Origin of the sequence: Pseudomonas sp. SJZ080 (assembly GCF_007828295.1) — a bacterium.
Lineage (GTDB): Bacteria > Pseudomonadota > Gammaproteobacteria > Pseudomonadales > Pseudomonadaceae > Aquipseudomonas > Aquipseudomonas migulae_A.
Map to the genome: position 1 here is coordinate 67,759 of NZ_VIUK01000019.1, position 20,982 is coordinate 88,740.

26 protein-coding genes are annotated in these 20,982 nt (G+C 55.7%); 14 read left to right on the forward strand and 12 right to left on the reverse strand.

The features are described from left to right. Positions 1–11 precede the first annotated feature (11 nt). A complete protein-coding gene (locus FBY04_RS32420) occupies positions 12–311 on the forward strand; it encodes a hypothetical protein (protein WP_178118314.1) in 300 nt (99 codons plus the stop codon). Between the two features lie 218 nt (positions 312–529). Here the strand turns inward: FBY04_RS32420 and FBY04_RS22365 are convergent, their stop codons facing one another. Continuing rightward, complete coding sequence (locus tag FBY04_RS22365) at positions 530–985, reverse strand: VOC family protein (RefSeq protein ID WP_084321172.1); 456 nt, start codon at positions 983–985, stop codon at positions 530–532. Positions 986–1,204: 219 nt separating this feature from the next. Between FBY04_RS22365 and FBY04_RS22370 the strand changes: the two genes are divergently transcribed. Then, positions 1,205–1,570: a hypothetical protein gene (locus FBY04_RS22370; protein WP_145317056.1), complete on the forward strand. Its 366-nt coding sequence runs from the start codon at positions 1,205–1,207 to the stop codon at positions 1,568–1,570. A gap of 109 nt (positions 1,571–1,679) precedes the next feature. On the opposite strand, the gene FBY04_RS22375 is transcribed toward FBY04_RS22370, so the two are convergent. Next, on the reverse strand, positions 1,680–2,249 hold the full coding sequence (locus tag FBY04_RS22375) for a hypothetical protein (RefSeq protein ID WP_145316948.1): 570 nt from the start codon (positions 2,247–2,249) through the stop codon (positions 1,680–1,682). 440 nt (positions 2,250–2,689) lie between these two features. On the opposite strand from FBY04_RS22375, the gene FBY04_RS22380 reads away from it, so the two are divergent. Further along, a complete protein-coding gene (locus tag FBY04_RS22380) occupies positions 2,690–3,151 on the forward strand; it encodes an anti-virulence regulator CigR family protein (protein ID WP_145316950.1) in 462 nt (153 codons plus the stop codon). 115 nt (positions 3,152–3,266) lie between these two features. On the opposite strand, the gene FBY04_RS22385 is transcribed toward FBY04_RS22380, so the two are convergent. Then, on the reverse strand, positions 3,267–4,664 hold the full coding sequence (locus FBY04_RS22385) for a hypothetical protein (protein ID WP_145316952.1): 1,398 nt from the start codon (positions 4,662–4,664) through the stop codon (positions 3,267–3,269). Between the two features lie 240 nt (positions 4,665–4,904). Between FBY04_RS22385 and FBY04_RS22390 the strand changes: the two genes are divergently transcribed. Continuing rightward, positions 4,905–5,384, forward strand: coding sequence for a hypothetical protein (locus FBY04_RS22390; protein WP_145316954.1), 480 nt, complete (start codon positions 4,905–4,907; stop codon positions 5,382–5,384). A gap of 81 nt (positions 5,385–5,465) precedes the next feature. Here the strand turns inward: FBY04_RS22390 and FBY04_RS22395 are convergent, their stop codons facing one another. Together FBY04_RS22395 and FBY04_RS22400 are read right to left on the reverse strand one after the other, a co-directional pair. Continuing rightward, on the reverse strand, positions 5,466–5,900 hold the full coding sequence (locus FBY04_RS22395; RefSeq protein WP_084321168.1) for a GFA family protein: 435 nt from the start codon (positions 5,898–5,900) through the stop codon (positions 5,466–5,468). Positions 5,901–5,929: 29 nt separating this feature from the next. Next, positions 5,930–6,871 (reverse strand): carbon-nitrogen hydrolase family protein, encoded by a 942-nt coding sequence (locus tag FBY04_RS22400; protein WP_145316956.1) that lies wholly within the window; start codon positions 6,869–6,871, stop codon positions 5,930–5,932. A 103-nt stretch (positions 6,872–6,974) separates the two neighbouring features. On the opposite strand from FBY04_RS22400, the gene FBY04_RS22405 reads away from it, so the two are divergent. The 4 genes from FBY04_RS22405 to FBY04_RS22420 all read left to right on the forward strand — a co-directional run bounded on the left by FBY04_RS22405 (position 6,975) and on the right by FBY04_RS22420 (position 10,435). Beyond that, positions 6,975–7,664: a helix-turn-helix domain-containing protein gene (locus FBY04_RS22405; protein ID WP_145316958.1), complete on the forward strand. Its 690-nt coding sequence runs from the start codon at positions 6,975–6,977 to the stop codon at positions 7,662–7,664. A 44-nt stretch (positions 7,665–7,708) separates the two neighbouring features. Continuing rightward, a complete protein-coding gene (locus tag FBY04_RS22410; RefSeq protein WP_145316959.1) occupies positions 7,709–8,035 on the forward strand; it encodes a low molecular weight protein tyrosine phosphatase family protein in 327 nt (108 codons plus the stop codon). A 308-nt stretch (positions 8,036–8,343) separates the two neighbouring features. After that, positions 8,344–9,030: a hypothetical protein gene (locus FBY04_RS22415; RefSeq protein ID WP_145316961.1), complete on the forward strand. Its 687-nt coding sequence runs from the start codon at positions 8,344–8,346 to the stop codon at positions 9,028–9,030. A 313-nt stretch (positions 9,031–9,343) separates the two neighbouring features. Then, positions 9,344–10,435 carry an alpha/beta fold hydrolase gene (locus FBY04_RS22420; protein WP_145316963.1) on the forward strand — a complete coding sequence of 364 codons (1,092 nt, stop codon included), beginning with the start codon at positions 9,344–9,346 and terminating at the stop codon, positions 10,433–10,435. A gap of 98 nt (positions 10,436–10,533) precedes the next feature. Here the strand turns inward: FBY04_RS22420 and FBY04_RS22425 are convergent, their stop codons facing one another. Beyond that, positions 10,534–10,851, reverse strand: coding sequence for an isochorismate lyase (locus tag FBY04_RS22425; RefSeq protein ID WP_145316965.1), 318 nt, complete (start codon positions 10,849–10,851; stop codon positions 10,534–10,536). 363 nt (positions 10,852–11,214) lie between these two features. Here FBY04_RS22425 and FBY04_RS22430 point away from each other — a divergent pair, with 363 nt between their 5' ends. Further along, positions 11,215–11,583, forward strand: coding sequence for a cupin domain-containing protein (locus FBY04_RS22430; RefSeq protein WP_145316967.1), 369 nt, complete (start codon positions 11,215–11,217; stop codon positions 11,581–11,583). A gap of 40 nt (positions 11,584–11,623) precedes the next feature. On the opposite strand, the gene FBY04_RS22435 is transcribed toward FBY04_RS22430, so the two are convergent. Beyond that, positions 11,624–12,103 (reverse strand): phage infection protein, encoded by a 480-nt coding sequence (locus FBY04_RS22435; RefSeq protein WP_090473928.1) that lies wholly within the window; start codon positions 12,101–12,103, stop codon positions 11,624–11,626. A 296-nt stretch (positions 12,104–12,399) separates the two neighbouring features. Here FBY04_RS22435 and FBY04_RS22440 point away from each other — a divergent pair, with 296 nt between their 5' ends. Continuing rightward, positions 12,400–12,894, forward strand: coding sequence for a cupin domain-containing protein (locus tag FBY04_RS22440; protein WP_084323748.1), 495 nt, complete (start codon positions 12,400–12,402; stop codon positions 12,892–12,894). A gap of 483 nt (positions 12,895–13,377) precedes the next feature. Here the strand turns inward: FBY04_RS22440 and FBY04_RS22445 are convergent, their stop codons facing one another. The 5 genes from FBY04_RS22445 to FBY04_RS22465 form a co-directional block, all read right to left on the reverse strand. Next, positions 13,378–14,403, reverse strand: coding sequence for a HAMP domain-containing sensor histidine kinase (locus tag FBY04_RS22445; RefSeq protein WP_145316969.1), 1,026 nt, complete (start codon positions 14,401–14,403; stop codon positions 13,378–13,380). A gap of 10 nt (positions 14,404–14,413) precedes the next feature. Further along, the gene (locus tag FBY04_RS22450; RefSeq protein ID WP_145316971.1) at positions 14,414–15,874 is read right to left on the reverse strand and encodes an ATPase domain-containing protein; all 1,461 of its coding nucleotides are present in this window, start codon (positions 15,872–15,874) and stop codon (positions 14,414–14,416) included. Next, positions 15,871–16,305: a hypothetical protein gene (locus tag FBY04_RS22455; protein WP_145316973.1), complete on the reverse strand. Its 435-nt coding sequence runs from the start codon at positions 16,303–16,305 to the stop codon at positions 15,871–15,873. Before FBY04_RS22455 ends, FBY04_RS22450 begins: the two co-directional genes overlap by 4 nt. 148 nt (positions 16,306–16,453) lie before the next feature. Further along, a complete protein-coding gene (locus FBY04_RS22460; RefSeq protein WP_145316975.1) occupies positions 16,454–16,771 on the reverse strand; it encodes a hypothetical protein in 318 nt (105 codons plus the stop codon). A 253-nt stretch (positions 16,772–17,024) separates the two neighbouring features. Then, a complete protein-coding gene (locus FBY04_RS22465) occupies positions 17,025–17,999 on the reverse strand; it encodes a TerC family protein (protein WP_145316977.1) in 975 nt (324 codons plus the stop codon). 384 nt (positions 18,000–18,383) lie between these two features. Between FBY04_RS22465 and FBY04_RS22470 the strand changes: the two genes are divergently transcribed. The 4 genes from FBY04_RS22470 (at position 18,384) to FBY04_RS22485 (ending at position 20,972) form a co-directional block, all read left to right on the forward strand. Beyond that, entirely contained in the window at positions 18,384–19,286 is a 903-nt protein-coding gene (locus FBY04_RS22470) for a universal stress protein (RefSeq protein ID WP_145316979.1), read from the forward strand. Positions 19,287–19,471: 185 nt separating this feature from the next. Beyond that, the gene (locus tag FBY04_RS22475; RefSeq protein WP_145317058.1) at positions 19,472–19,966 is read left to right on the forward strand and encodes a PAAR domain-containing protein; all 495 of its coding nucleotides are present in this window, start codon (positions 19,472–19,474) and stop codon (positions 19,964–19,966) included. After that, complete coding sequence (locus FBY04_RS22480) at positions 19,966–20,688, forward strand: peptidoglycan recognition family protein (RefSeq protein WP_145316980.1); 723 nt, start codon at positions 19,966–19,968, stop codon at positions 20,686–20,688. Before FBY04_RS22475 ends, FBY04_RS22480 begins: the two co-directional genes overlap by 1 nt. Next, positions 20,685–20,972 (forward strand): hypothetical protein, encoded by a 288-nt coding sequence (locus FBY04_RS22485; RefSeq protein WP_145316981.1) that lies wholly within the window; start codon positions 20,685–20,687, stop codon positions 20,970–20,972. Before FBY04_RS22480 ends, FBY04_RS22485 begins: the two co-directional genes overlap by 4 nt. The last annotated feature ends 10 nt before the right edge of the window (positions 20,973–20,982 follow it).

Consider the following 20,982-nt stretch of genomic DNA (forward strand, 5'->3'; position numbering starts at 1 on the left):
CTGCCTGAGTCATGAGCAGCCTTTTGGTTTCTCTCGCGCTTCTGTTACCTGAGATATTCCGGCCTTCGATCTGGACTTCATCTTGTCTGCAACAGAAACAATGCTTAACTGCTGAAAAAGATGAACAGACTCCAGGCTACCCCTATCCAGAAGATGAAAAGCATGAGTATCAACGTGAGGATCAGCGGCTGACTTCGCATGAGGGTAACTCCTCAAAAGGGCTGGCAATGCGCGGCGGATCTGCGGCGCAGATGTTTTTGCAGGCTGTTTTGCCCGTGCTGACAACTTCAAACGTTCAATTGATGCACTAGTGAACGCACAGCATTCTCTATGCCAGAAAATTAAACAGCGCATAACTCCCCGCTGGCGGCGCAATCTGCTTTCCTGGCCAATAAAAGTTGGCACAGGATGCGGGTAATACAGCCCGTTTATGGGGGATTTCTCTGATCGTGGGGAATATCGCAGATAGCTTTAAGTCGCATCGCTGGTGAGTTGGCCGGGGTGAGTACAACAATGAGTTTGAACGTGCTCAGGCAAATGCCGCTTCGACAAATGCCTCCAGCGCCTTGGTTTCCAGGATCTCGATAGAGAAGTGCCCGAAGCGCTTGGGCAACCAGATGATGCGTGTCCCGGACGGAGATTGCAGGTGCGCACGGGCCAAAGGCTTGCCGTTTTCGTCTTCCGGTTGAACACCGGCAGCCATCAATTCGTCATAGGCCTTCTCGATGTCCGGTGTCGAGTAGCAATGGCGATAAATCATCCCCTCGCCCGAGGCGTCCAACAGCTCCCTCAGATTCCCCGCCAACGGTTGTACCAACATGAAACGCTCCTGACCGATCAGCGCAATCGCATAGCGTACATGCAGGCCACCTCGTTCCCAGACGAGCGTCTTGGAGATCCTGGCTTTCAGTATCCGTGCGTAGTAATCACAGGCTTCTTCGAGATTCTCGACCAGTACATCGACGTGACTGAACTTCAGATCCATTGCATGCCTCCTTCCGAATTGACGTCCATGGTAACGACCGCGCCTTCGGAATTCGATGGCGTCATGAAAAGTCATCCGAGTGATGCCTGTTCACCCATGGATGAGAAATGGGCGACCCGTGACGAAGAGTGTCTGCTTTTTTGCGGTTGTTGCCTGTCGAAATGGCTTAGGATCATCGAAGGCTGGAATGGAACATCTCGACTAATGGACGCAATATTTATGGAAATCCCTTTTTCTCAAGTCAGCGAGCGCTTGAACAATCGCCGGTTTACGGTAGCGGACAACGCCCAAGGGCTATCCGGTGCGGGCACCGTATTTCATTACCATGTCGAGGAAGAGGCCATTTCAGGCACTTACCAAGGCGGCCGGATTCGCTTGGGTCATCAAGTCGGACGCGTCACGGGCCCCGATACCATTGAGCTTCTTTTTCAGTGCCTGACTACGGAAGGGGAAATGCTTGCCGGCTGGTCGCGTGGCACGGTAGGCGTTGATCACGCGGGACGCACCACTCTGAGTTTCGTATGGGGTTGGTTGTCGGGCGCGACGGGCGGTGGGGAGTCGAGTTATGTTGAGCTTGTCGCTTAGTTAAGGATTATCCCGGAGAGAAGGGACGGATTCATTGTTGAATAATAAATCTGTCCTCTTTCGTCCTAATACCCATTACCTTTTATGCAAGGACGCTCCCGTCCAATCTTCATGCGGGAAGCTCCAATTGTTCATAGGCATATAGCCAATACAACGTATTTCCATTGTCGAAGGTTTTAACCTCGACCATGCCTCGCTGCTCCGGCAACCAACTGTTGTCCCACTCGCGGCTACTGTCCTTCATCTTCCACCAGTGGGCGGTTTTCTCCTGCCAGGTTTCGGCCAGTATCACGCGGTAGACACTGCGTGTTCTGGTATGGGATGGGTTGAATTTTTCCAATACGGGGACCAGGTTTTCGACCTTCAAGCGCTGGAAGTCGATACGCATTTGCTCAGCTTTCTCAGGAGTAAACAGGCGCTTGCCCTCAACGAAAAGTACTTGCTGGTTATCGAACAACATACAGTCGATTCGATATTCGTAACGCCTGGTGATCGGGTTGAGGAACGGTACCTCCATGAACGCATGGGCGTTGCTACGTGTCTCGAAGGCCTTGGCGACTTGATAGGTGAGGTTGCTTTCGTTCAAGCCGTTACGACCATAGGATGGATAAAACGCGCTCAGGCTAGCAGCAAAGTTTTCCGCAGCCTGACGAATAACGCTATTGATGACTCGACTCACAGTATCCCTCTGTCCTTGTATAGACGGTGCGATTGCAAGGGGGCGCAACCCCCTGAATATGCGGCGCATCATAGGCAAAGGCCTGACGTAATGGCTAGCAGATGATGGCCCTATGGCCCGACTTCCGGTGCTTTGACTCATGAGGTAGCAAACCACCCAAAACAGTTGGGCATCAAGCATCACTGATGAAACGTCCGCCGCCAGCGCATCCAGCCTCGCCACAGATCATCTGTCGCTAGTGTCATCTCCGGATCGACCCGGCAGAGCCAGTGATTGCTATCGGTACTAGATGCCAGCGACGCTGAAGTGACAGGGGAGTGCGGCACCCCGCATCACCCTCCATACGCAGTCAATCGGCCATGGCTCGCAGGATCGGAACCCGCACCGTCAATAGCGTCTAAGATTCAGAGAGATGTCCCGCCACACTGAAGGAACGACTCATGCTCAAATCACGCTCATTGGTTGTCGCGATTACATGCCTTGCGCTGGTCAGCGGCTCAGCGACTGCACTGGCCGATCCCGGTAATGGAAAGGGCCAGGGAAACGGCAAGGGAAACCCGCAAAACAGCCAGGTCCATGGCAATCAGGGCAGCAAAGGCAAAAACGCCGGAGGCGGTGATTGGGGTCATGGCCCGAGCATCAATCGAGGCAGCATCCTTGGAATCATTGGCGGTTACAGGGATTACTGGAGTCCCGGCCCTGCTTTGCCACCCGGCATTCAAAAAAACCTCGCTCGGGGCAAGCCTCTTCCACCCGGCATTGCGAAAAAACTGGACGGTCGGTTGCTTGGCAGGCTGCCGCACTACGACGGATACGAATGGCAGCAAGCGGGCACCGATTTGATACTGGTCGCGCTGGCAACCGGGCTTATCTACGAAGTGCTCAACGGGGCGTTTGATTAACGCTGAATGGGGCGGGGGGCTCGATTCCATCCGTCATACCAACGCGCCGACGATAGATCGAGGTCCGAGGTTGGGCACTTGAAGCGTACCCAACCTTGGCATTGACGACTATCTGTTACTCCACCCTGTCGATGCGATAGTCACTGTAGAAAAAGCTGTTTTTATCGGTGCTGGCCTGGAAGAAGTATCCGTAGTCAGCCAGGTAGTAGACGTGGTCCACCCGTTTGTACTCATCAGGCTCTTCGGTGCAGGCCAATGCCTTGGCGTTGCCCGACAGTGCGGGGTTGAGTTCGCTTGCCTTGAGCTCGCGCTCGACCTTGCAACGATTGGTTTTAGCGGCGCCACCGTACGCGCCGACAATGCTGTTGAGCGTTGCATTGTTGTAGGTGTAGCTGACGGTTTCGCCAATCGGCAGGGTGTTCCAGTTACCGCTGAAACTCAGCTGGCTGGTTACACTGCTTGTGGCCATGCCACCGCTTCCACCGTAGCTTGATTTGGACACCAGAGGAATCAAGCCGCGCCAGCTCACCACTTGGCTTTCATAACCATCCCCGCGGGCTGTAATGCTTAACTGGCCACTCGGAACATCGTTGCTGATGAATCGCTCTTCGCCTGCCGGGCTGGTTTTGCCTTTGTACGTTGCGGTGCCCCCCGTGCGCACAAACTTCAAGAAATGGTCTGGCGTTCCAAGGTCGAGTTGCCCAATCACTGTCAGCACTTCGGGCGGTACCGATTGCAGTGCAATCTTCGCCGGGGCTTTCAGACGCGGCTTGAACGATTCCAACCGGGCAGTCTCTTGTCCGTTGCCGCACACCAGCGCGAACAGCGCCTGATAATCGGCATTACTGCCAGCGATGGGTTGGGGCGTCGGTGATACGTCGACTCGCCCGTCGCTGACCCGATTGCGCGCATCCAGGTCATAACCTGCCCACTGCTTGAAGGTGCCGGTGTTGCAGGACACCGCGAAGCGCTCGCGTTTCTGCGCATACGGTGCGTTGTAGGGTGGGTCGTTGAGCACTACCGGATTATCGAAGGCTGCCCAGAAGCGGGTTTCGCCATTGTCGGTGTTCACGCTGTTACGATCGAGCAACACCCAATTGTCTCTGTCATCGGTTTTCACCAGGCGCCAATCGGCTTTTGGCGTCTGCGCACATGCCTGGACAAACGAGGGGTTGGCAGCCAGCGTGGCCCACAATTCTGCGGACAATGGGCGAGCCGAACTGTACTGGCTGGAGCCCATCGAATACACGCGTTTCGCACCTTCCAGGTACAGCAGGTGCAATTGCGGCGACGAACATCCCGCTTCAATCTGCACACTGGTGCGCATGCTGGTGCCAGACTGTGGCAGCAGCAACTGGAAGCTCAGAACGTCACCTTCGCGCAGGATGCTTTCCTGCACGAGGGGCTGGGCCAGGGTCGCCTTTAAATCATTATCGGGCTTGCGTCCGTTGGTGGCGCAACCTGCCAGGCTGACGACGCCACAGACGAACATAACTGATGTAAAAAAGCGCACGGTTGCCTCTCTGAATCCATTCCTGATGTCGGATTGTCGGCTGGTAGCGCTCAGTCTTTAGGCTGATCTACGAAGTGCCCAACGGTGCTTTTGATCAACGGATGAGGGAAGACTTCGGTGTTTGTTCTGGCGGCATGCTGGTTGGGTCAGTGCGCACGGTATCCCGTCTGTCGCATGACTTGAACTGCGGAGGGGAAAACGCGTCTCAAGGTACGCGATATCAACCCTATGGAAGCAATCATGCTTTTAAAAAACAAGAGTTTCGTTGCTGTCATGTCATGCGCCATGATGCTTGCAGCCGCACCATTACTCCCTGCTCACCTTTCCACCATGAGCGCCGCCTACGCGAAAGACGGTGGTGGTAATGGAGGCGGTAATGGCGGTGGTGGCGGTGGTGGTAATGGCGGCGGCCACGGCGGCGGTACCGGTGGTGGTCACAGCGGTTCAGATCACGGCAACGCTAACAGCAACGGCCGCGGCAATGGATTGAGCAGCGATCATGCCGGCAAGTCTGTTCGTGACCACGGCGAAAGTGGCAACCACTACGGCAATGATCGCAATGGCGAGCGCGGTCATGGCACAACGACTTCAGGCATCGCCCATTCCAAAGATACGCGTGGCGTGACCAAAGCCACGGCAATCTCGGCCTCGACACCAGGTGACCACAACGCGAAAGGGTTGAGTAAAGCCGGGACGTCGGTATCAAAGAAATCGCACTGATCAGCGTTACCCGCAGCACGCAACCCTGAACAAAACGGGCGCCCGACAAGGCGCCCGTTTTCATTGGCTCCGGTTTAAGTGCTATTCGTCGACGCTGATGCCTGATCCTCCCAGTTCCTTGGGGACGTCTTTCAGCTTCGGCAATCCATCCTTGATACGCAACACGGTCTCCTGATAGTGCACGTGAATGCCTGGCGAGTACGCGAGATCCGGGATGACTGCGGCATACACATCGATCAGCCCCATCTCCGGGTGTTCAGTGAACAGATGCCCGCCGCACGTCTTGCACCACTTGCGGTAACTGCGCGATGTCTTGTTGTAGGTGCCGATGTTGTCAGCCCCTCGAGTTACTTGCACCGCGTCGGGTTTCCACAGCGTGAAGGCATTGACCGGCCCTGCTGACCAATGCCGACACGACTCGCAATGGCAATAGCCCATCCCGACCGGCTCGCCACTGACGGTGAGCTCGACTGCGCCGCAAAAACAACTGCCCTTGTAAGACCGTTCAGTGTTCATGGCATGACTCCTCGATCAATGGTTTGCCTTCACTCGTCAATGTAGCGCACCGCTGTCGCCGGCGTGCGCCGCACCTGCAACTCGAAAATGTCAGGGCGCGCGTAATGCCCGGTAACGTCGAGCGCTCGCCGCGCTGGCGCCACGAGTGCGACGTCGATGTCCGCATACAAAATGCCGGCTTCGCGGTGCAATGGACCGGCGACGATCCGGCCCTGCGGATTGACCACCACCGAGTCGCCGTCGTTGATCCATTCATCCGGATCGGCAAATAGTTGCGCACGCGCCGGGAAGTCGTCGGGGATGTCGCTGCCGCGCAGCGCGGTGCCACTGCCGAGCACCCAACAGCGGCCTTCGAGCGCAATGTGACGCATCGTGCTGATCCAGCCATCGCCCGTGTCGTACGTGGGCGCGACGTAAATTTCCACGCCTTGGGCATACAGTGAATAGCGCGCCAGCGGCATGTAGTTTTCCCAACAGATCAGCGCACCCACGCGGCCGACCGGTGTATCGACCGTGCGCAACCCGGAGGCATCACCGAAGCCATGCACCATGCGCTCGGGATTCGTTGGCATCAGCTTGCGGTGGCGGTTGAGCACTGCGCCGTCCGTGCCGATAACGACTACGCTGTTATAGAGCGTGCCGCCACCCGTCTGCCGTTCGCATTCATTGATGCCGCACACGATCGTCACGGCGTGAACCCTGGCGGCCTCGCACAATTCGTTCAGGTCACCTTTCGCGATATCGACGGCGTTGGCCAGCAGTCGCGTGTGCAACTGACCCACTACGGCCCCATCCTTTCCCGCCGCCAGCCGCCAGATCCACGACGGGTAACCGGGAATGAACGATTCGGGCAAAACGATCAGCGAGGCTCCAGCCGCTGCTGCCTCGGCGACCGATTGCACGGCCCGGGCGATCGTCGCGCCGCGGTCGAGCAACACGGGCGGGCGCTGAATAATGGCTACCTTGGTCATGGCGTTCTCCGTTTGCACTTGGCTTCGAAGGCTTGAGCGTGCGCGTGGCGGAGTGGCGGGGCTAGTTCACAATCTGAAGCGTTTCAGTCGCGGAGGCCAGGCAATGGACGAAAGCTACGGTCAGTTCTGCACGGTCGCACGCGGTGCCGAAGCACTGTGCGAGCGCTGGACACCTTTGGTCGTGCGCGAACTGTTGTGCGGCAGCAAGCGTTTCAACGAACTGCACCGCGGCGTACCCCGAATGTCCACCAGCCTGCTGGCGCAGCGACTGCGCCACCTGGAAGAAATCGGCGTCGTACACCGCTCGGCCACCGGCAAAGTCTGGGAGTACAGCCTGACCGAAGCGGGCGAGGAACTGCGCCCCATCATCATGGCGCTGGGTCATTGGGGCGCACGCTGGATCGGCAGTCGCCTGCGCGATGACCAACTCGACGCGGGTCTGCTGATGTGGGACGTGCGCCGGTTCGTGCGAATCGAAACATTCCCGCCCCGACCGGTGGTCATCCACTTCAAATTCCGCGACGCCCGGCCCGGCGAGCAAGCGTGGTGGCTGGTGGTCGAGGAGGGCGTGGCCGACCTGTGCCGCGACGACCCTGGCCGCGAACTGACGCTGGTCGTGGATTCCAGCGTGCGCGCATTGACCGAAGTGTGGTCGGGCGACCGCACACCGCGGGAAGTGCTTCAGTCGCGAGAGTTGCGAGTGGATGGCGCGGTGAAGGATGCCGAATGTCTGTGGCGTTGGCTGGGCGCGAGTGCGTTTGCGGGGACGCGAAGCGCGGCAGTCAATCGGTGATCTCGGATGAGCCCGGGTCACGTTAACTGTTTGGAGTTAATCCGATGTTGAACGTGCTTTTCATCTGCAGCCAAAACCGCCTGCGAAGCCCCACTGCCGAACGACATTTTGCTGACTGGCCGGGCGTGAAAACTGCGTCGGCGGGTATCAGCAACGATGCGTATGGTCCCGTCAGCCTGGAGCTGCTGCAGTGGGCTGATCTGGTATTTGTCATGGAGCCGATTCATCGCAACAAACTGGTGGCTCGATTTGGTGCGGAGCTGGCGGACAAGCGTGTCGTTTGTTTGGACATACCGGATGTTTATCAGTACATGCAGCCCGAGCTGGTCAAGGTGTTGGAGGCGAGGGTCAGGCGGTATTTGCCTTCCTGAAAAGAGGGGGGGACGTTCGATGGGAGCTGGCGTAGTGCAGACACAAAAAGCGGGCGCCACCTTGGCGCCCGTCTCGTTTTATTCCCTCGCCTGCGCCTTAAAGCGTCGACCGAGCACATCCAAACAGTAGGTGCGATGCAGTGGATTACACAAAATCTCATACTGTATTTGCGCCGGACCTCACAAAAAATCGGTGGAATTTTCTACAAGCGATGATGATTTAACGTATCAATTATTCTGTAACGATTTACTTGATCGCTTCACCATGCCTCTGGCAAAGTGCCATTTTTAAATGGAATTTAACGTTAATGCGTAGACTTGATTTGCTTGAATGCTACCCGCTAAACAATGGTGAGGTAAGTGCCTTTGAACGACTGGCTCATGATGCAGCGTCGAAAAAGGGATGGGATGTAAGGCCCTTGCACGAAACGAAATACGCGAATAATGCGCATGACTTCGCACATTTGGCTGCTCATCATGGCGGGGCGAATAACGCATTTAACATGCAGCTAGAACAAAAAATTAGAGCCTCTCCAGTTTACAGAAGTTGGGTTGGTGCGATGCCAAACCTGTATGAGGTTCCGGGTATCGACAGCTACAGAGATGAACGCATCACGCCAGGCCTTATACAAGAGCTAAGCAGGCTATCCGTAACGCTGTCTCCGGGGCAGTTTCTATTCCATGGAGGGGCGTGGCCGGGTGAATTAAAAGTGGGTGCTCGGGTTGTGATAGATCGACCATTTTCAACTTCATTAAATGCTAATCCCGCTATTGTTCATGCATACAAAGATCATCGAGAAGTTGGTCGAGGAATTCATATTTGGGTGATTGAGATTGGGGCGGCTTTTTTTCAGCCTGTCTACGTATATAACATTATTACTCAGAGAAGATTCAATCAAGAATTTGAGGTTCTTATACATCCTGGGTCTGATGCAGTGTGTCAGGGTATCGACTACTCTGGCGACTGCACTGTGATTTCAGTTGTGCTGAACTAAATTTATTGGCTGCGAGTCGTGGCTCAGATGGTTGGCCAGTCATGAGCCTTGTGACGCTTGGGGAAAACCCGTCAAGAGGCGCTGATTAGCAAAATGCAGCTTTTGTGATCCCTTCTGCAGAAGACGGCAATTGGCTGTGGATTCAACCGGTCGATGCAGCAGATGGGTTAAATCGTTCAGCGAGCGGTTCGAATGTGGGCTTTAATGTCGTGCCCAAAGGCAGCCACGTTAGCTTCGACTCCGTACGAAGATGGATACGTCGGCCGGCGGGTTCAGGTTGCCATGCACTTGTCTAATCAAGGAAGAATCGACATTGAAAATACCTTTCTGCGCCCTGTTTTTGGCCTGCTTGACGACTATCGCACTCGCTGACGAGAACCCTGTCGGCTTCCAGTCTTCAACACTGTCGGACCCGCAAAATGACCGCTCGCTGGAGATGGTCGTCTGGTACCCCAGTGCAACGACCGGCGTCACGCAATTGATCGGCGATGATGTGGTGTTCGTCGGGGCTGCTGCCGTTCGTGACGCGCCGCCCGCTGCGGGCAAGCATCCATTGCTGGTGTTCTCCCACGGGTACCGAGGTAACTGGAGCAACCAGATCTGGCTGGCCAGTGCCCTGGCTCATAAAGGTTACATCGTCGCCGCCATCAATCACCCTGGCACCACCACTCACGACCGTAGCCCTCAAGCAGCGGCGCAGTTATGGCAGCGGCCCATTGATGTGAGCCGAGCCATTGATAGCGTCACGGCTCAACCTGAAAAATTCGGCCTGGTCGCCAATGACCGAATTGCGGTAGTGGGCCATTCACTCGGCGGCTGGACCGCCCTGGAGATCGCCGGTGCTCGTTCCGATGCAGACCGCTTCGCCCAGGAATGCAAAGCCCATCCGCAGTTAGCCAGTTGCACCGTCTATGGAAAGATAAACCCTGCAAGCACTGCAGAATCACAGGCTGCGTTGGCCGCCGATTTGCGCGATAAACGCGTCACGGCCGTGGTGACATTGGACCTTGGCCTTTCTCGGGGCCTGACCGATGAAAGCCTGGCTGCGCTGGCGGTACCCACGCTGGTGATCGCGGCCGGCGTACCGTCGCACGATCTTCCCGCCGAGCTGGAGTCTGCCAACCTGGCCAAACGCCTGCCTGCTGCGTCAAGCCGTTACGTCGAAATCAGCGACGCCAGCCATTTCAGCTTCTTGTCGATGTGCAAACCTGGCGCAGAGGGATTGCTCGAAGAAGACGTACCAGGCGATGGCATCATTTGCCGGGATGGCGACAACGGTCGGCCGCGTGAGGTGATTCAGCAGCAGGTTACATCGCTGATCGCGGAGTTTCTTCAGTCGTCTATCCACAAAGAAGACGGTTATTCCGTCCTGAAACAGGTTTACACCTATCCCCACACCCGATGAATTCATCGGGTGTTTTGTACTTCTTTTCATTAATCATCAAATACTGAACCGCTTCCCTGAGCGTCAGCTCCTCCGTCACCGGCGTGGACCCATGAGGTTCACTCAGACTGTTGAGCTGTCCAGTGGCTCATTTCTTCGGCGATGAAGTGGGTTACCAGGTCACGGAACATCTTTTCGATTGCATCCGGGCTCAGGCCTGCTTCCGTGGCCCAATCACGACGTGTCACCAGCATGCTGGCGAATCGCTCCGAAGCATGTACCGAGGCCGCGGAGGTCTTGAACTTCGAAGCAGCCAGTACGTATTGGAAACGCCTTCCTAACAACGTGATAACTGCCTGGTCCAGAGCATCAATCTCGCGTCGGATGTCCTCCATACCTGCGCACTTTGCGGGCTGTAGCTGATTTAAACCGTCCATGTAGATAGCTCCTTTTGTTAAGCGCGATGATCCATTCCAGCGATTATCGTATGCCATTTTGTCGCGACTGATGAAGGCCGTGCTTTGGCGATCGCTGGAACTCCCCAAATAAGAAGCCAGATGAGTAATCCCGATCAGTTAAGGAAATTCGTAGGCGCGGGCTTGCTCGCGATGGACCTCGGGATGACGCGTTTATCCAGCCAACACGCGTTATCGTTAACGTCCATCGCGAGCAAGCTTGCTCCTACAAGGGGTTGCGGTCACTTCATGAGTCCGGGGTTGACCCTTTGTCGCCTCCCGACTGATCACACCTTCAAGGGTGTTTACTTCTAGTCAGACCCTGTCTGTACAGAGAAGAGCGCGATGAACATTGAACAGGTGGCCCCCGAAACGAAAGGGGTGACGGTGAAGTTACTGGCAACGGTCGACCTGGGCCCCGAGATCGAGGGCATGGCAGGGCGCCAACTTAGAATGCGTCTGGTGACCATCGATCCTGGCGGCGTCTTCGGGCCGGTTCACAACCATAAAGACAGACCAGGCACCGTCTACATACTGCAAGGAACGATCACTGATCACCGAGACGGAATCGCCACGGACTATGGGCCGGGAGTGGGTTGGCCCGAGGACAGGAACACCACGCACTGGCTTGAGAACAGGGGCACCGTTGCGGCGGTGGAGATCTCGGTTGATATCGTCAGGCACGAGACAATGAGCACGAAAAAGCCCGGCTGATCAGGCCGGGCTTTTTGGGTGTTGCGGTGACGCGATTTGTTTATGCGACGCGGTTTTCGATCAAGCGGTCGGAACCACCTTCAGCGACGCGGTTTTCGATCAGGCGGTCGGAACCACCTTCAGCGACGCGGTTTTCGATCAGGCGGTCGGAGCCACCTTCAGCAACGCGGTTTTCGATCAGGCGGTCGGAACCACCTTCAGCGACGCGGTTTTCGATCAAGCGATCCGAACCACCTTCAGCGACGCGGTTTTCGATCAGGCGGTCGGAACCACCTTCGGCAACGCGGTTTTCGATCAGGCGGTCGGAACCACCTTCAGCGACGCGGTTTTCGATCAGACGATCCGAGCCACCTTCAGCGACGCGGTTTTCGATCAGACGATCCGAACCACCTTCAGCCACACGACTTTCAATCAGACGATCCGAGCCGCCTTCAGCGACAACCGGGTGAGTCGAGGTAGCGGCGAAAGCGTTAACTGCAAAAACCGAGAAAGCGATGCTGAGAATGGTTTGGCGTTTCATGATCGTGTGCTCCGGGGTGTTGTGGGTTGGTATGGAGCAGATGTTACGCCGCGGATTTTTTAAGAGAACTTCATTGACGTGATGTTGACCATCGACGGCATTGATAGGGCGAGCGGCCCACCTCTGGTGAGCCTGATGATGGGGTGTCGCCCTGGCAACCGCGATGTCACAAAGCATTGATTACATTGCGTATCAACTGTAATGCGCGGCAGCGCCGTTCTCATTGCCGCCCGTGACAAATAGAGTAAGCCGCACGCGACTCGCCGCGATTTGCCCACGTCATTAAGGCGCCTTTCATGATCAAGAACATGATGAAAACTGCTTGCCTGGCTGCACTGATTGTCACCAGCGCCACAATGCCGTTCGTCCAGGCACAACCATTGCCGCTCGATAAAGTCGGTGATTTACATAATGAAGACGTCGAGTGGCGCAGCTTTCCAGCCTTCCCCAAAGAAGTGAAACTTGCTGTGTTGGCCGGCGACCCGAGTAAGCCAGCACCCTACGTGGTGAGAGTCAAAGTGCCGAATGGCACAAAATTAATGCCCCATACACATCCTGAGGACCGTATCTATACCGTCATGTCCGGTGTTTTCTATATTGGCTTCGGTAAGGTTTTTGATCCGGCCAAGCTGGTTGCTTACGGTCCAGGCAGCGTAGTGATACTTCCGGCCAATACGCCACACTTTCACTGGGCCAAATCAGGCGAGTACATCTCACAAGTCTACGGAACGGGTCCGCTTGGTCTTGTGTATATCGATAGCCATGATGATCCTCGTAATGCGTCGAACTGACTTCACCTGAAAAAACGTCGACCCCTATCGTTCAGGTCAGGCCTTTGACACCTTGATGAAGCATTCTTGCAAGCAACCGTTATTGGCCAATGGGTGGCTGTCGGGGAGGGCAATTTAAATTCGACCGACTGACTGTTTTCGGCCAAGAGCAGTCATTTATAGCTGGGGAAAATTCAACTGAGGGAGTGGAGGTGGTTTCGATCAACGTGTTACTGATTGAACCAACAGACCACCGAGATGACTGTCGCGATCCATATAATACATAGACATAAGTGTAGAACGACGAAAGGGTTTTCTTTCATGGAAAAATTGTAAGGCTCAAAGGGCTGATCAATCAGACTCTCAAGCAACGGGTCCTTACCTTCCCGATAAGCTATTCCCAGTAAGTTTCCGCGACAGCCCTTGCTCTGCAACCACAGACGTACAGTTGCAAACATCTGTGGAGATTTAGACTCCAACTGTTAAACCTCCAGATGTGAGAAGTTAATGGTTGACCAATGGTAATGTCACCACAAACTCGCTCCCCTTGCCATCTCCGGCACTGTGGCCAGTCACTGTGCCACCGTGGGCTTCGACCAACTCTCGCACCACCGTCAGACCAATGCCCAGGCCCGACCCGTTAAAACCCACCGCGTGGACGTCCTGCACAAAAGGCTCAAAGATGAACGGCAATGCCTTGGCGGTAATCCCAATGCCGGTATCGCGGATGCTTATCTTCATTACACCGTTCTCGGCGGTCACCGAAAGGCCGACGGTGCCGCCCGCCGGGGTGTACTTGGCAGCATTGCCCAGCAAATTGCCAAGAGTTTGATTCAACCGCGTAGGGTCACCCTTCACCATCAACGCGTGTTCAGGCAGTTCGGCGCTGAATTGCAACTGGTGAGCGATCATGACGGGTGTGCAAATGTCTATCGCCTCGTGGATGATCTGAGTCATATCGACAATGCTGCAATCGAGGTGAAACTTGCCAGTGCTGGCGCGGGCGATGTCGAGTAAATCCTCCAGCAATCGGGACATATGCTGCACCTGACCTTCGATGAGCTTCTGCATGCGCGGCAGTTCCTCACTGGGCACGCGCACCAGTCGACCAGCGATCATGCTGAGGGGCGTCAGGGGATTACGCAGCTCATGGGCCACCACCACGAGGACTTTGCGTTGCTGTTCAAGCGCGCGTTCGGCAGCCGCCTGCAGGTGTTGCGCGCTGAGTGCGGCGATCACCAATTGCTCGTTGGCTTCGCGCATTTCCAGGTACAGCCGCTGCTCTTGCTGTGTGCGTTCCGGTTTTTCTGCATCGGACTGCGCCAAAAGGATTGCCAGGACCAATTGCTGATTGGCCTCGATCAGTTGTTCGAGTTGCTGGTTATCGGTGAGCTGGGCGTTGGCGTCGTTTAGTTCCTTGTGCAAGGCCGCGAGCGCGGCGCGCGCCTCGACGGTTTTCTGGCCAAGCAGGAACAGTTCGCGAGCGGCGTTGGCCAGCGCCTGCTCGTTCTTGCTATTGGCCTTATTCATGATGGTTTATTCACCCGTCGTCTTTGCCCAAACGCCGCCTGGTAGGCCGTCCGCCGAGCAGGCCTTCCTGGTCCGACAGCATTTCGCCAATCTGTAATCCGTTATCGTCAATCCGGTACAGGCGCAACTCGTCGGAATGAGCGCTCGCACGCACTTTGACGACGGCCATGATGCGCAACAAACGGCTTTCCACTTCAATATAGCGCTGGACAATGATGGCGTCGGTCAGAAACGCCGTGCCATAGGGGCTGAAACGCAGGTCGGTATAGCGATCCTCCAGCTCCGAGGTCATCAGCACGCTGACGCCGGCGCTCGTCAGGGCCGTGACCATTCGCGACAGGGATTCACGGAAATCTTCGCGGAACGTCGGTGCCAGCGCCATCTCGAACCCCGACAACGAATCGATCACCACGCGGGTCGCTTTCAATCGGTAAATTTCACTCAACAGCAAGTGCACGACTTCATCGATGGACAAATCAGGGGCACGGCTGTCGACCAGGCCTACCTGACCGCTCTGAATCAGCGTTGCGAGGGTCGCGTTCTGCGAATGATTGGGCCGTTGCTCGAACACCGCGATCACACCGGTTTCGCCATTGCGCGCACCTTCGGCAAGGAAGGTAGCTGCCAGAATGCTCTTGCCCGAACCCGACGGCCCGGCCACCAGCAACGAGTAGCCCCGAGGCAGACCGCCTCCAAGCATTTTATCGAGCTGCGGCACGCCCATTTTCAGGCGCTGGAGCGGAAACTCCAGTGGCGCTTCAACAGGGTTGAAAGCAGCGGGCGCGAAGACCTTGATGCCCGAGGTGGCGATGCGGAAGGTGTGCAGCCCCGGCAAGGTTGGCTGTCCACGCATCTTCATGATTTCCATCTTGCGCACCATGGAGTTGCGCTGAACACTCTGGCGCAGCCAGATCAGGCCATCGGCCACGGTGAAAATCGGGTTGGTCTCGGTTTCGGTGAAGTACTCGCCAATCAGGAAGGTCGTCGCGTGCCAGGTAGTCATCAGCATGCCCAGTTGCTGAATGAACTGCGGGAGGTTGTTGTTGGGGTTGTTGCGGGTCTGGCTGGCCAGTACCACCGAACGGAAAGAGTCAACGAACACCAGCGCCGGTGAATGAATCTCTACCTCGTTGACGATTCGGCGCAACACTTCGTCCAGATCCCCGGCCAGCGTGTCGTCAGCCAGGTTGATGTAGCGGATCGAGCGGTTGATCGCTTCGTTGTCGAAAAAGTCGAACTGCTGCTGATATCGCAACATCTTCAACGGCGGTTCGCCCAGCACTGTAAAGAACAATGCGGGGCGATCAGGCGTCGCCAGGGCAAACATCATTTGATGCGCCAGGGTGGTCTTGCCGCAGCCAGGCGGGCCGGCAATCAGGTTGAACGAAAACTCCGGCAAACCACCGCCCAGCACCTCGTCCAATCCTGGCACGCCGGTGGCCAGGCGGTTGATAGTCACTTTGGTGCTCATGGCGAGTTTTCCTGCGAGGGGGTGTCGCTCAAAGGAGTTTCCCAAACGTCGCGAAGCAGCCTTGCGGTGAGCGAGGGCCCGATCAGAGTGGTGAGTAATTCATAGAAGGTGGTCAACATCACTTCACCGAAGAGCAACGCATCGGCTTCGCTTTGTTCAAGGAGGACTTGCTTGAGAGCAGCGAGATCGAACGCAACCTGTGCACGATCATAGATAACGGCAAGGCGCGGATCCCGGGAGGTGCACAGCTGAAGGCTGCGCCGATAGAGTGCAGCCCCGCCTTGGTGACCAATGATGGGCGTTAGGGCGGCGTCCATACCCTGCAGGGTTGAAACAATCGCTCGCGCGATTGCTGCAATGTCAGCGTTGGCGCCAATCCGGTGCGCCAGAGAAGCTACAATCTGGCGGCTCTCTTCGCTTAGCGCGGACATGGCTAAATGGTTTCTGATGGACAGGGTTTGATGGTACACCCTATTGCTGGCCATCGAACGCTTATCAGACGCGGCATACCCATTGCCGTCAATTACGATGGCCGAATGAGTTTTTAAGTTTAAGCGACCGCTTTGGGTTAGCTGCCCTTCATAGGCGGCTGCTTTCGTCCCCTGTAAACGGCATCCCCAAGGTCTTCGCGATTCGGGCCAGTATCTTTGTGCATTCTTCAGAAACAATGAGCGGCGGCTCATTAATCATGTAAAGCAGGTGTTCGAACGCTATTCCAGCCTCGTTGTGATCGACATAATCCAGAACTATTTCACCACCATTCTCTAAACCTGCCTGAGCTAATGCATGGTCATCCGGTATCGGGCCGGTTTGTTCGTATGCAACGGACATCAGTGCGGTGATTTCCTTGAGCGCTTCTATGAAGTAGGTTCTCAAATCGTGGGTATGGCCGCTCACTAAAAACGCTCCTTCGATTAAGATAACTTGCAGTCGGCATGCCTCTAACCGGTAGCAGCCCATCGCGATCGAATGCCAACGACCGATTCTGTGTTGGTGCTGGTGCGGTTTTGACCCAAGCTACTGACTTCAGCTAACCCTTAGGCGGTCTGTGAAGACATACATAAGACCATCGATTACCAAGTATTCGGGGTGGTCATTGATTTCCGGTAGCTTGGGTCAAAACTGCATCAGCGCCAACATCTCTGATTCATCATTGTTCTCCCGTAACCCGTGTTTTGCTCTTCGTCAAAGTCAGGCTCAACAGTACCGAAATCAATATGATGCCGCCGACTGTGGTCAGCGACCATTGGATCGGCATGTGCCACCACGGCGCGACCAGCATCTTGCCGCCGATGAACACCAGTACGATGGCCAGGCCATATTTGAGCAAGTGGAAGCGGTAGGCCATGTCGGCAAGCAGAAAATACAGTGCGCGCAGGCCCATGATGGCGAAGATGTTGGAGGTGAACACGATGAAGGGGTCGGTGGTGACGGCGAAGATAGCCGGGATGCTATCGACCGCGAAGACCAGGTCGCTGGCCTCGATCAGTACCAGCACCAGGAACATCGGCGTCGCCCAGCGCAGGCCGTTCTGGCGCACGAAGAAGCGCTCGCCATGAAAGCCATCGGTGATGCGAAGATGGCTACGCAGCCAACGCAGCAAAGGGTTCTTTTCGAGGTCTGGCTGCTGGTTGGCGAAGATCAGCATCTTAATGCCGGTGATGACGAGGAAAGCACCGAAGACATAGAGTAGCCAGGCAAACTCCTGCACCAGCCACACACCGGCGAAAATCATACCGGCGCGCATGATGATGGCTCCGAACACGCCATAGAGCAGGACGCGGCGCTGCAACTCTGGCGGCACGGCGAAGTAGCTGAAGATCATGACGAAAACGAACATGTTGTCGATCGACAGCGACTGCTCGATCAGGTAGCCGGTGAGAAATTCGAGCGTTGTACGCTGGGCCACTTCGGCACCGACATGGCTGTGCAGATACCACCAGAGCAGAGCGGCGAAGACCAGTGCCAGGCTGACCCAGGCGGTGACCCAGGCCAGCGCTTCGCGGACCGAAACACGATGTGCTTTGCGCCCGCCGAAGACGAACAGATCGAGCGCCAGCATGGCAAGGACGAACATAATGAAGGCGGCCCACATCCAGGATTGGCCGACGCTGATGGCGGTCATTTACTGTCTCCGCATGAAGCAGCAATAGGCTGGAGGAGTCATGCTAACGAGCCTGTTACATCAACAAAAATCATTTATTCATTGCGAATAGTTCGTTTTTTACGAAGTGTTGATTCAGGCGTTCAACTACCGGCAATCGCATTGGTTCTGCTAGGTGCTCAAGGCGGGTGGCATGGCGCGGTTCCAGCACCCCGCCTCCTGCTCGATCGTGATGAAAAGGTCTGCTACATCCTTCGACAGGCTTGGCAACTGGTAAGCCGGTGATGCAGGCGTATATTGATAGTGTCGATCCAGGTAGTTGAGGCGATAAAAGATCGCCAATGGTGGGACAAGCGAAAGTGCTGGGGGCGCTAGCGAATAACCCAGAACGTTTGGAGGTGTCACATGAGGCGGTATCAACGACTCTTTCTGATCGCAGGTCCGACCATGCGTCACTCGCCGGCGATGGAGCGGGCAATCGCATTGGCCGACGCTACAGGCGCAGCGCTGCATATCGCGGTGTTCATCGAAGACTTCGACCTTATGCGGTTAATGAGCAACAGTGAACAACTTCGTGAGAGTTGCCGGCAGGAGAACCTGCAGTGGTTGAAGGATGAGGCCGAACTCATACGCAGGAAGGGCATCAATGTGACCACCGAAGTTGCATTGACCCGTGACCCGCTGCAAGAGATCCTTAAGCATGTGGCTGAAATGCAGCCGGACCTGACTATCAAGGACGTACATCATGAATCAGCGCTCAAACGCGTATTCGTCACGCCTTTGGATTGGCAGTTGTTGCGCGAATGTCCGACCCCCATACATCTGGTCAGCGAAGTCCGGTGTCCGCTTCCTCGGGTGATTGTGGCAGCGGTTGACCCATCGCATCCAGAGGGTCAGATCAGCGGAATCAACGACAGCGTCATTCAGGCTGCGAACGAATTGGCGACGCAATGTGATGCTGAATTGCACATGCTGTATGCCTATGAACTGACACACACACATTTCTCTGATGCAGGTGCTGGCGCCGTGACGATGCCAGGCTTCGGCAACGACGTGCGCCGGTCACTCGAAAAGTGTTTCATTGCCTTGGCTGGACGCCACGGCGTGCCACCTGAGCGACAACACTTCATTGCAGGACCGCCAACCAAAGCAATGACCGACTTTGCCACTCACACTCGAGCGGATGTCTTCGTAATGGGAAATACCCATCACAAAGGGGTGGACAAGCTGGTTGGCAGTACCACGGAGCATGTTCTGTATCAGGTGCCTTGCAGCGTTTTGGCCATCAAGGGAGAAGCGGATGACTGAAGAAAAAAAGCCGCCACTATCGCAGCCGGCTGTTGGTGCTGATGTGGTTTTGACCCAAGCTGCTGACTTCAGCTGACCCTTAGGCGGTCTCTATGAAGACACGCATAAGACCCTCGATTACCGAGCATTCAGGTAGGTCAACGATTTCCGGTAGCCAGGATCAAAACCGTATCAGCGCCAACACTATGCCCGGACATCGCGCCAAAGCCATCGCTTCCGGGTCCTCTGATGTGTTTTTTGATGGCCTCGCAGCCGCCCGCAAAGGTGACACCTGCACATGCGGCAGTGCGCTGGTTTCGGGCGTTGCGACGACTGTGTTCATCAATGGTAGAAATGCCGCGTTGATCGATACTGCGGGAAGCCACGGAGACATCGTGATTGGCGGCTCTGGTACCGTCATCATTGGCGATTCTCATACCCCCGTACCTTTCATCCCTCCCGTGCCTCTCGCCATTCAGAAAATTTACGGACAATCCTTTAGCGTCACCGACAGTGTGACGGGCAATCCTTTGCCCTTCCGTGACTATGTCGCAACAGTCAATGGTGTGGAGACCACTGGCGTAACCGACGTTGATGGCATTGCCCACATCAAGACACCGACCCCGGACGCCAAAATTTCGCTGCACATCAAATTCAACGCCCCCGCGCGAACGCTTCACGAGTTCTCGGAGAAACAATAATGGCTGCCAACTTCGCAACGCAGGCGACCGCGCAAGAAATAAAACCTGGCGAGTTTATGTGTCCGATCCCGATTTCCGTGAATGACCGAGCTGCCACACGTGAGGCAATTATCAAAAAGGTTCAGTCGTTGAGTGCGACGTTTGTCGAACGCTCGTCTTGGGGGGCTGTGAAAGGCAAACCGGAGATGGTCATGGATTGGGACTATTCCATGATTGCACTGCACCACGCCGGTCGCAGTCATAGCTGCACGCCAGGCGCGGAGCAGATGCAGGAGATTCAAAAAGGCCATCTGAGCCAGAAGTATGACGATATCGGCTATCACTACGGGATCGATTGCACCGGGCAGATACTCGAAGGACGTGACATCAGGTTTCAGGGCTCAAGTGTTCTGAAATACAACACTGGTCTTATTGGCATTGTCCTGCTGGATAACCTGACGACACCGGAAGAGGGGGGCGACTGGGTCGCGAAAGGGCGTGTAGCCCTCGACAGCATCGGCTACAGCACAACCAACGTGATACCAGCTGCGCAAATTGACGCGTTGATGCACTTGATTGACGCATTGAAAAGTGTGTTCGTCATCAAGCACTTTGGTGGTCACAGGGAGTACCCAGGACAGGCTTCCGAAGGAAAAATCTGTCCCGGTAACGTCGGAATGGAATTGGTCAAAAATATCAGGGCGAAAACCCAGCTGTTACCTCCACCGGCGCCGCAGCCATGAAAAAGCTATTAATCGCAGCGATGCTTTTGGTGCTGGCCGTGCTCTACGTCGGGTACTACGAAGCGCTTGAAGATGGTGACATCGAGACCATTCTGTTCATCAAAAAACACCCGACTGTTCAGATGAAGTTCTACAACATCCACGCCAATGACGGCGAGATCCGGAGAGTAGAGCGGCTTTCGGAGGAGGAGCGGAAGTGGATTATCGATTACTGCAGATACAGATTAGGAATCGACACCGCGTTAGAGACTCAGGACGACGTTGAAATGTGTAGAAAAAAATAATCAGCGGTTG

Excerpts from the sequence above, each read along its gene's own strand:
- FBY04_RS22380 (WP_145316950.1), top strand. The coding sequence starts at position 2,690 with ATGCTCAAATCACGCTCATTGGTTGTCGCGATTACATGCCTTGCGCTG.
- FBY04_RS22415 (WP_145316961.1), top strand. The coding sequence starts at position 8,344 with ATGCGTAGACTTGATTTGCTTGAATGCTACCCGCTAAACAATGGTGAG.
- FBY04_RS22400 (WP_145316956.1), bottom strand. The coding sequence starts at position 6,871 with ATGACCAAGGTAGCCATTATTCAGCGCCCGCCCGTGTTGCTCGACCGC.
- FBY04_RS22485 (WP_145316981.1), top strand. The coding sequence starts at position 20,685 with ATGAAAAAGCTATTAATCGCAGCGATGCTTTTGGTGCTGGCCGTGCTC.
- FBY04_RS22440 (WP_084323748.1), top strand. The coding sequence starts at position 12,400 with ATGATCAAGAACATGATGAAAACTGCTTGCCTGGCTGCACTGATTGTC.
- FBY04_RS22470 (WP_145316979.1), top strand. The coding sequence starts at position 18,384 with ATGAGGCGGTATCAACGACTCTTTCTGATCGCAGGTCCGACCATGCGT.
- FBY04_RS22435 (WP_090473928.1), bottom strand. The coding sequence starts at position 12,103 with ATGAAACGCCAAACCATTCTCAGCATCGCTTTCTCGGTTTTTGCAGTT.
- FBY04_RS22480 (WP_145316980.1), top strand. The coding sequence starts at position 19,966 with ATGGCTGCCAACTTCGCAACGCAGGCGACCGCGCAAGAAATAAAACCT.
- FBY04_RS22445 (WP_145316969.1), bottom strand. The coding sequence starts at position 14,403 with ATGAATAAGGCCAATAGCAAGAACGAGCAGGCGCTGGCCAACGCCGCT.
- FBY04_RS22410 (WP_145316959.1), top strand. The coding sequence starts at position 7,709 with ATGTTGAACGTGCTTTTCATCTGCAGCCAAAACCGCCTGCGAAGCCCC.
- FBY04_RS22365 (WP_084321172.1), bottom strand. The coding sequence starts at position 985 with ATGGATCTGAAGTTCAGTCACGTCGATGTACTGGTCGAGAATCTCGAA.
- FBY04_RS22370 (WP_145317056.1), top strand. The coding sequence starts at position 1,205 with ATGGAAATCCCTTTTTCTCAAGTCAGCGAGCGCTTGAACAATCGCCGG.
- FBY04_RS22395 (WP_084321168.1), bottom strand. The coding sequence starts at position 5,900 with ATGAACACTGAACGGTCTTACAAGGGCAGTTGTTTTTGCGGCGCAGTC.
- FBY04_RS22475 (WP_145317058.1), top strand. The coding sequence starts at position 19,472 with ATGCCCGGACATCGCGCCAAAGCCATCGCTTCCGGGTCCTCTGATGTG.
- FBY04_RS22405 (WP_145316958.1), top strand. The coding sequence starts at position 6,975 with ATGGACGAAAGCTACGGTCAGTTCTGCACGGTCGCACGCGGTGCCGAA.
- FBY04_RS22455 (WP_145316973.1), bottom strand. The coding sequence starts at position 16,305 with ATGTCCGCGCTAAGCGAAGAGAGCCGCCAGATTGTAGCTTCTCTGGCG.
- FBY04_RS32420 (WP_178118314.1), top strand. The coding sequence starts at position 12 with ATGAGCAGCCTTTTGGTTTCTCTCGCGCTTCTGTTACCTGAGATATTC.
- FBY04_RS22425 (WP_145316965.1), bottom strand. The coding sequence starts at position 10,851 with ATGGACGGTTTAAATCAGCTACAGCCCGCAAAGTGCGCAGGTATGGAG.
- FBY04_RS22430 (WP_145316967.1), top strand. The coding sequence starts at position 11,215 with ATGAACATTGAACAGGTGGCCCCCGAAACGAAAGGGGTGACGGTGAAG.
- FBY04_RS22390 (WP_145316954.1), top strand. The coding sequence starts at position 4,905 with ATGCTTTTAAAAAACAAGAGTTTCGTTGCTGTCATGTCATGCGCCATG.
- FBY04_RS22465 (WP_145316977.1), bottom strand. The coding sequence starts at position 17,999 with ATGACCGCCATCAGCGTCGGCCAATCCTGGATGTGGGCCGCCTTCATT.
- FBY04_RS22450 (WP_145316971.1), bottom strand. The coding sequence starts at position 15,874 with ATGAGCACCAAAGTGACTATCAACCGCCTGGCCACCGGCGTGCCAGGA.